Source organism: Streptomyces sp. NH27 (assembly GCF_056859195.1).
The window spans coordinates 1-3,995 of sequence record NZ_JACEGK010000640.1; the positions used below are offsets into that span (position 1 = coordinate 1).

General features: G+C 71.6%; 2 protein-coding genes. Both read left to right on the forward strand.

Annotated features, from left to right (window positions below; translation table 11 throughout):
- Positions 1-257 precede the first annotated feature (257 nt).
- Entirely contained in the window at positions 258-707 is a 450-nt protein-coding gene (locus tag AC13HU_RS33615) for a DUF1793 domain-containing protein (RefSeq protein ID WP_483045775.1), read from the forward strand.
- A gap of 44 nt (positions 708-751) precedes the next feature.
- A partial coding sequence (locus AC13HU_RS33620; protein WP_483045776.1) for a TIM-barrel domain-containing protein occupies positions 752-3,995 on the forward strand: 3,244 nt, incomplete at its 3' end.

Here is a 3,995-nt window from a genome sequence, read left to right on the forward strand (position 1 = left end):
CGGTAAGGGTGTTCGGTCATGCGGGGGGTCTGATGTGTGATGACCGGGCGCCGCGGAACACGGCGGAAATCTGTCCGACGCGGGGGATGGACATGACATCTACGCTGTGCTGTCATCGTCCTGCCTCGCTTTACATCGTTGTAGTAATCCCTTCCGACAGGCACACCCCAAGCCGCTACTCCGGTCTGCCGCCGCACGGGCCGGAGCACGTCCCCTGCCATCCCGCTCCGCACGGGAGCGGTCCCTGGAGGAAACCGATGACACACAGGAACAACGACGCCGCATCGCCTGCCGCCGGACCGGACGGGCCGCCACCCGCCGCCGCCGACGCCGCCGACCAGCCGGGCACCTGGAGCCTTAAGTACAACGGCTACCCGGACGCGCTGCTCGGCCTCGGCCTGCTGCCGGCCTCGGTCGCCGCCGAGGAGGCGGCCTGGTACCTCACCCAGGTCAACCCCTACGGCATCCCGCTGGACGTGCGGCACGCGTACACCAAGGGCGACTGGGAGATGTGGACCGCCGCCTGGCTGCGCGACCACCCGGTGAGCGGCTATCTGATCGACTCGTACTACGAGTTCGCGCACACCACGCCGCCGCGGGTGCCGTTCACCGACGGGTACGACACCGTCGACGACCGGCCGGCCGGCGGCTTCCAGGCGCGCCCGGTGATCGGCGGCGTCTTCGCCCTGCTGAGCGTGACCCGGTGAGCGCGGCGAGGTTGCGCCGCCGGGCGACGGGCGTACGGCGGCGGGTGGCGGTCGTGGCCGCGGCGGCCGCCGCCGCGACGGTGCTCACCGGCACCGGACAGGCGGCGTCCGCGCACGGCACGGCCCACCCCCGCATCCCGACCGTGACGTCCGGCGACGCACGGTTCGAGGTGCTGTCGCCGACGTTGATCCGTACCGAGTACGCCGGCGACGGACAGTTCACCGACAGCCCCACCTTCAACGCCATCGGCCGGGACTCCTTCACCAGCACGCCGTACACCTCCACCACCTCCGACGGCTGGCTGACCCTCAAGACCAGCAAGGTGACGTTGCGTTACAAGGTGGACTCGGGGGCCTTCACCGCGCAGAACCTCACGGTGGACCAGAACGCGGGTACCACCCCGGTCACGGCCACCCCCTGGAACGGCCTCACCTGCACGGTCGGTGCGCTGTGCGAGGCGGAGGACCTGTCCGCCGCAGGGGTCAGCACGGCCTCGGACCACACCGGGGCCACCGGCACCGGCTTCCTGGCCGGCTTCACGGCGGCCGGCGACTCGGTGTCCGTGGACGTGGACGCCACGTCGGCCGGCTCCTACGAGTTCGCCGCCCGGTACGCCAACGCGCTGGGCGGCGACGGCAAGAACACCACCCGCACGCTGTCGCTGTCGGTGGACGGCGGCTCGGCGCGCACGGTGAGCCTGCCGGTGACCGCGGACTGGGACACCTGGGCCGTCGCGCGGGTGCCGCTGAACCTGACCGCGGGCCACCACACGGTGACCCTGGCACACGCCGCGGCGGACTCCGGCAACGTCAACCTCGACAGCGTCGCGGTGGTCACGCCCGGCGCGACATACCCGGCGACATCGGCCACCGCCATCACCGACTGCCGGTTCGGGGTGAGCTGCGAGTCCGAGGCGGGCCGCGCCTCGGGCTCCGCGGTGGTCGCCACGAACCACCAGGGCTACTCCGGGTCCGGCTTCGTCGCGGAACTGGACCAGGGCGCGGGGCTGACCCACCGGATCGTCGGCGTGCCCGCCGACGGCACGTACCTGCTGCGGCTGCGCTACGCCAACGGCGTCGGCGGCGACGGCCTGCACCAGACCCGCACCATGAGCGTGACGGCCGGCGGCGGCAGCAGCACGCTCAGCCTGCCGGCCACCACCGACTGGGACACCTGGGGCACCGCGTCGGTCCCGGTCACCCTGACCGCGGGCACCGACGACATCACCCTGGGCTGCCCGGACGCGGACAGCTGCCACATCAACGCCGACACGGTGTCCGTCAGCGACCAGAGCGCGACCGCACCCCCGCCGCACACCGCCCTGGGCGGCTACCGCCGCGGCCTGGACGGCGTCAACGGCGACAACGGCGACCCGGCCATCACCCCCGGCCTGCTCCACCGGGACGGCTGGTACCTGCTGGACGACACCTCCTCGGCGCTGTACTCCACCGCGACCGGGGCGGCCTCCGCGCGGCCCGGCCACGGCGGCGCGCCCTACCAGGACGGCTACCTCTTCGGCTACGGGCACGACTACCAGCAGGCGCTGAGCGACCTGGCCACCCTCACCGGCCCCTCCGAGCTGCTGCCCGAATGGGCCTACGGCGTCTGGTACTCGGAATACCTGGACCGCACCGCGGCCGACTACGAGAACACCATCCTGCCCGCGTTCCGCTCCGAGGGCGACCCGCTGGACGTCCTGGTCACCGACACCGACTTCAAGTCACCGGCGACCTGGGACGGTTGGGAGATGGACCCGGCCAAGTTCCCCGACCCGAAGGCGTTCTTCGACTGGGCGGCGAGCCAGGGGCTGCACAACACGCTCAACATCCACCCGAGCATCGTCAGCACCGACCCGCAGTTCGCGCAGGCCCAGGCCACCGCGAAGAACAAGCTCGCCAAGAGCGGCTGCGACGGCGACGTGTGCACGTACACCTTCGACTTCGGCGACCCGGACCAGCTCAAGGCGTACCTGGCCCTGCACCAGACGATGGAGCAGGCCGGCGCGGACTTCTGGTGGCTGGACTGGTGCTGCGACAACTCGCAGTCCACGCTGGCCGGTGTCACCCCCGACGCCTGGATCAACCAGCAGTACGCCACCGACGCGGACAAGACCGTCGGGCGCGGGTTCGTGCTCTCCCGGGCCTTCGGGTCGCTCCAGTCCGGCGGCTACAGCAGCCCGACCGGCCTGCCGACCGGACCGTGGGCGGACAAGCGCACCACCGTCCACTTCACCGGCGACACCTCCTCCACCTGGGGCACCCTGAAGTTCGAAGTCGGCTACACCCCGGGTGAGTCCGCGTCCACCGGCCTGTCCGCGGTCAGCCACGACATCGGCGGCTTCAACGACGCGACCGGGCTGACCGGCTCCGAGACGTACACCGACGGCGGGCAGCAGAAGTCCACCACCAAGCTCCCCGACGACCTGTACGCGCGCTGGGTCCAACTCGGCACCTTCCAGCCGGTGGACCGGCTGCACGGCAACCACAGCGACCGGCTGCCCTGGCAGTACGGCACAGCCGCCCGCACTTCGGCGGACAAGTTCCTCAACCTGCGCGAGGACCTGCTGCCGTACACCTACACCCTCGCCCAGCAGGCGAACGCCAGTGGCGTCCCGGTGGTCCGGCCGATGTACCTCCAGTACCCGGAGGAGGACAGCGCCTACACCACGGCGGACAGCGAGTACATGTACGGGCCCGACGTGCTGGTCGCGCCGGTCACCACGCCCGGCAGCACCGCCACCACCTCCGTGTGGCTGCCGCCGGGCACCACCTGGACCGACTACTTCACCGGGCAGACCTACCCCGGCGGCAGCACGCAGAACATCACCACCGGGCTCGACACGATGCCGGTGTTCGTCAGGGCCGGCGCGGTCGTGCCGACCAGGACCGACCACGTCACCGACGACGCGAAGAACCCGCTGAAGAAGGTGACGCTCACCGTCACAGGCGGCGCGTCGGGCTCGTTCTCGCTCTACGAGGACGACGGCACCTCCGCGGTGCCGGCCCGCTCCGCGACGACGGCCGTCCACTACAGCGAGAGCAAGGGGGTCCACACCCTGCGGATCGGCGCGGCCGACGGTTCCTTCCACGGCCAGGTCACCAGCCGCCAGTGGACGGTGACCTTCCGCGGGGTCACCGCGCCGAGCGCGGTGGCCGCGACCGGCACCCGGCTGCCCAGGACGGCCTGGCACTTCAGCGCGGCGGACCACACCCTGACCGTCACCCTCCCGGCCCGCAGCGTGCACAGCGCCACCACCGTCACCTTCCACAGAGCAAGGTGCCGACGAA

Bases quoted from the DNA above. Each gene is read 5' to 3' on its own strand.
- AC13HU_RS33615 (WP_483045775.1), top strand. From the start codon at position 258: ATGACACACAGGAACAACGACGCCGCATCGCCTGCCGCCGGACCGGAC.